Below are 3,696 nucleotides of genomic sequence, written 5' to 3'. Positions count from 1 at the left end.
GTTGCAAGGGGGTGGCAGGGGGTGGGGTCGGTCCAGTGGTCATGGCGCATCACTGGTCCGATATCGAGGCGGGTTTGAGACCGGAACGGGCCCGTCCCGGGGTGAAATTCCGGCTTTGTCAGGCCCACGGCTTGGCGTATGCATTAACCCTAGTCAAATGAGGGGACTAAATATGGCCTATGCATCCGGAGTTCAGTTGAGCGGCCTTGCCGGCATCGTCGGCGCCGCCGTGGGGGGCTATATCGGCTTCACGCAGGCAGCCGATGTCAGCAACCTGACACCGATCAGCGGCGCGCTGATCCTGGGCGGGGTCGGCCTTGTGGCGGGCAGCGCCGGAGCCTTCCTGCTCAAGTCGCTGATGCAGTTCGCGATCTATATCGTGCTGGTCGCGGTCCTCGCCTATGTGTTCCAGCACCAGATCGAGTCGCTGACCGGGATAAATCCGGTGGCCGCGACCCTGAACTTCCTTGGCGATCTCGGACTACCGGTCAAATCGGCCACCAAGACGCTGGTTACCGACCCCAGTTAGGCGGGCGTTTTTCGAGGAAGGCAGCGATGCCTTCCTTGCCTTCATCCGATGCCCGGCGGGCCGCAATGCGGCGCGCGGTTTCATGGCCGAGATCCTTGTCGATGATTTCGCCCGTGATATCGCGCACGAGGCGCTTGGAATCGGCAATCGCACCGGGCGCAGCGGCAAAGACCAGGTTGGCCAGGTGTTCTTCCATCGCCGTCATGGCGGCCTGGTCGTCGACGACATAGTGGATGAGGCCCATGCGCTCGGCATATTCGGCATCAAAAACCGTCGCCGTCACGAACAGGGCGCGGGCCCGGCGCGGGCCGATGGCATCGATGACATAGGGGCTGATCGTGGCCGGGCTGAGGCCGAGGCGGACTTCCGAAAAGCGGAACTTCGTATCCTTCATGGCCACGGCAACATCGCAGGCCGCCACCAGGCCGGCACCGCCGCCCATGGCCGCACCCTGCACGAGGGCCAGCGTCATCTGCGGCATTTCATAGAGGGACAGGAGCATGGCGGCGAGTTTCTGCGCGTCGTGCTCATTGTCCTCTTTCGTGTGCAGCTCGGCGGCCTGCTTCATCCAGTTGAGGTCTGCCCCGGCGGAGAAGGACTTGCCATTGCCGCGCAGGATCATCATCCGGATGGTTTCCTGATCGGCGATCGTGTCGAACGCGTCGGTCAGTTCCTCGATGACCAGCGCGTTGAAGGCATTGTGCACGTCGGGCCGGTTCAGCGTGACGACCGCGAGGCCTTCCTGCGTGGCTTCAAGGCGGATGGTTTCGTAAACGGTGTTTGTCATGCGGAGTCCTGACGTGTGAGAGCGGGTTCGGTTCCGGCGGCCTGCCGGTCGTGACGGGGGCGGCATGAAGCCGGTTCCCGGTCACTATGCCAGAGATGCAGGCTGGTAGCGAATACGATAAAGCCCGTAAAGGCCGCAGGCGGGGGCATGAGCGAGGCCGCCGCCGTGACGCGTCAGACGGCTTCGCGGCCGAAGATGCGCATGTCAGTGCACCAGCGCTTGAACTTGGCCTCATCGACCTCGCCGGCCCCGCCGAGGATCGTATGATGCAACGGGCCGAAACCGGAAATGCCGAGGACACCCCGCTCCAGTGCGCGCAGGGCGCCGGAATCCATGCCAAACCGGTAGACAAGGCCCGGCATGCCCATGGTGATGACGGTGCGGGCGGACTTGCCCTTCATCATCTGCATCGGCCACTGACGCTCGCTGTCCCCGGTGGCCAGGAAGAATTCTGCCCGCGCCGCCTGTTCGAAGAAGGCGCGCAGCTTGGCCGGCATGCCGCCCAGCCAGAGCGGGAAGGCAATCAGCAGATGATCGGCGGCGTCGATCTTCTCGCGCTCGGTCAGGATCGGCTCAGGCGGCGGGGTGGAAAACTCCTCCGCTGTCTGCATAAGTGGAAAGGACAGCTTTGCGACGTCGATCCGCGAAACCTCATGCTCCTCTTCCGCTGCGCCTTCGGCATAGGCGTCGCACAATGCGTGGATGAGATGGCGCGGCGCCGGGTCCGGGTGGCCGTCAATGATACAGATTCTGGTCATGTCGCACTCCTGGTCGAGACCTGCCCCTGAGGCTGTTCCTGCCAGACCGGGCGCCGCGGCCCAATACGCAACTCCCCCTAGACGTGCGACGCGGCGACACAAAAAGAGGGCCCGCCACAGGCAGGCCCTCCCCCGGGTCCATGTCTTATGCGGTTACTGGCTATCAGCCGGATCAGTCGCGGACACGGACGTGTCATCATCGGTGCCTCGCCAGGCGTCGACCGCACGGCGCAACTCGTCTTCGCTGACCGTATGGTTCTGGTCGAGATCGAACCGGGTGAACTTGGCGAGGGCCTCGGATTCATTGGCGCGGCGCGTGCCGGTCTGGTGGGAGACATATTCGTCTTCCGAGATCAGGCCGTCATCATCGAGATCGAACTGGGAGAAATCCGGCAACTGGTCGGCGTGGCCCGCCAGCGCCGTCATCATCGCTGCAGCCATGAGGAAACCTGCCCGTCGCGCCATATCGCATCTCCTTCGCCGTATGTGTGCCGCCTCAGGCACAAACATACGGCAAGGCGCCATTAATTGGGCGTGAAAAGCCGTTCACGAACCAGATGTAATGATCACATCCTGAACACGCCGAACCCGCGTTCCGGGAACGGGGCGTTGAGACTGGCGGAGAGGGCGAGGCCGAGGACGCGGCGTGTGTCGGCGGGGTCGATGATGCCATCATCCCAGAGGCGCGCGGTGGAGAAGTAGGGATTGCCCTCTTCCTCGTAGAGATCGCGGATCGGCTGCTTGAAGGCTTCTTCTTCCTGCGCCGCCCACTCGCCGCCCTTGCGCTCGATGCCTTCGCGCTTGACCGTGGCGAGCACGGAGGCGGCCTGTTCGCCGCCCATGACCGAGATGCGCGCGTTCGGCCACATGAAGAGGAAGCGGGGCGAATAGGCGCGCCCGCACATGCCGTAATTGCCTGCGCCAAAGCTGCCGCCCGTCACCACGGTGAACTTGGGCACGCTGGCGGTGGCGACGGCGGTGACCATCTTGGCGCCGTCCTTGGCGATTCCGCCGGCCTCGTATTTCGAGCCGACCATGAAGCCGGTCAGGTTCTGCAGGAAGACGAGCGGGATGCGGCGCTGGTCGGCCAGTTCGATGAAATGGGCCGCCTTCTGGGCGCTTTCGGAGAAGAGGATGCCATTGTTCGCGAGGATCGCGACGGGCATGCCGTAGAGCCGGGCAAAGCCGCAGACGAGCGTCTCGCCATAGAGCTTCTTGAACTCGTGGAATTCCGAGCCGTCGACGAGGCGGGCGATGACTTCGCGGGCGTCATAGGTCTCTTTCAGGTCCGGCGGGACGAGGCCGTGCAGCTCTGCGGGGTCGTAGAGCGGCTCAGCCGGCTCTGTGAGCGCGAAGGGCTGGGGCTTGGGCGTGGCGAGCGTGCGGATGATCGAACGCACGATGGCGAGCGCGTGGGCGTCATGAGCGGCGTAATGGTCGGCGACGCCGGACTGGCGGGCATGGACATCGGCGCCGCCAAGGTCTTCCGCCGAGATGATCTCGCCGGTTGCGGCCTTCACCAAAGGCGGGCCAGCCAGAAAAATGGTCGCCTGCTCGCGGACCATGATGGCTTCATCGGCCATAGCTGGCACATAGGCGCCACCGGCCGTACAGGAACCCAT

At 64.2% G+C, this 3,696-nt stretch carries 5 protein-coding genes; 1 reads left to right on the top strand and 4 read right to left on the bottom strand.

Annotation, left to right across the window (positions count from 1 at the left end):
* Nucleotides 1-172: 172 nt before the first annotated feature.
* Nucleotides 173-529, top strand: a complete 357-nt coding sequence (locus AADA04_RS10640) for a hypothetical protein (RefSeq protein WP_340693244.1) — start codon at nucleotides 173-175, stop codon at nucleotides 527-529.
* On the opposite strand, the gene AADA04_RS10635 is transcribed toward AADA04_RS10640, so the two are convergent.
* From AADA04_RS10635 to AADA04_RS10620, 4 genes are all read right to left on the bottom strand, one after another.
* Nucleotides 513-1,316 (bottom strand): enoyl-CoA hydratase-related protein, encoded by an 804-nt coding sequence (locus tag AADA04_RS10635; RefSeq protein WP_340693243.1) that lies wholly within the window; start codon nucleotides 1,314-1,316, stop codon nucleotides 513-515. The two genes, AADA04_RS10640 and AADA04_RS10635, sit on opposite strands and share 17 nt — an antisense overlap.
* 173 nt (nucleotides 1,317-1,489) lie before the next feature.
* On the bottom strand, nucleotides 1,490-2,074 hold the full coding sequence (locus AADA04_RS10630; protein ID WP_340693242.1) for an NAD(P)H-dependent oxidoreductase: 585 nt from the start codon (nucleotides 2,072-2,074) through the stop codon (nucleotides 1,490-1,492).
* 153 nt (nucleotides 2,075-2,227) lie between these two features.
* Entirely contained in the window at nucleotides 2,228-2,539 is a 312-nt protein-coding gene (locus AADA04_RS10625; RefSeq protein WP_340693241.1) for a hypothetical protein, read from the bottom strand.
* Between the two features lie 101 nt (nucleotides 2,540-2,640).
* On the bottom strand, nucleotides 2,641-3,696 hold a 1,056-nt coding region (locus AADA04_RS10620), incomplete at its 5' end, for a carboxyl transferase domain-containing protein (RefSeq protein ID WP_340693240.1).

The sequence above is a fragment of the Hyphomonas sp. genome (assembly GCF_037969335.1).
GTDB lineage: Bacteria > Pseudomonadota > Alphaproteobacteria > Caulobacterales > Hyphomonadaceae > Hyphomonas.
Note: the sequence above shows the minus strand (reverse complement) of the source record. Positions and strands in the feature narration are given on the sequence as shown.

Bases quoted from the DNA above. Each gene is read 5' to 3' on its own strand.
- AADA04_RS10640 (WP_340693244.1), top strand. From the start codon at position 173: ATGGCCTATGCATCCGGAGTTCAGTTGAGCGGCCTTGCCGGCATCGTC.
- AADA04_RS10635 (WP_340693243.1), bottom strand. From the start codon at position 1,316: ATGACAAACACCGTTTACGAAACCATCCGCCTTGAAGCCACGCAGGAA.
- AADA04_RS10630 (WP_340693242.1), bottom strand. From the start codon at position 2,074: ATGACCAGAATCTGTATCATTGACGGCCACCCGGACCCGGCGCCGCGC.
- AADA04_RS10625 (WP_340693241.1), bottom strand. From the start codon at position 2,539: ATGGCGCGACGGGCAGGTTTCCTCATGGCTGCAGCGATGATGACGGCG.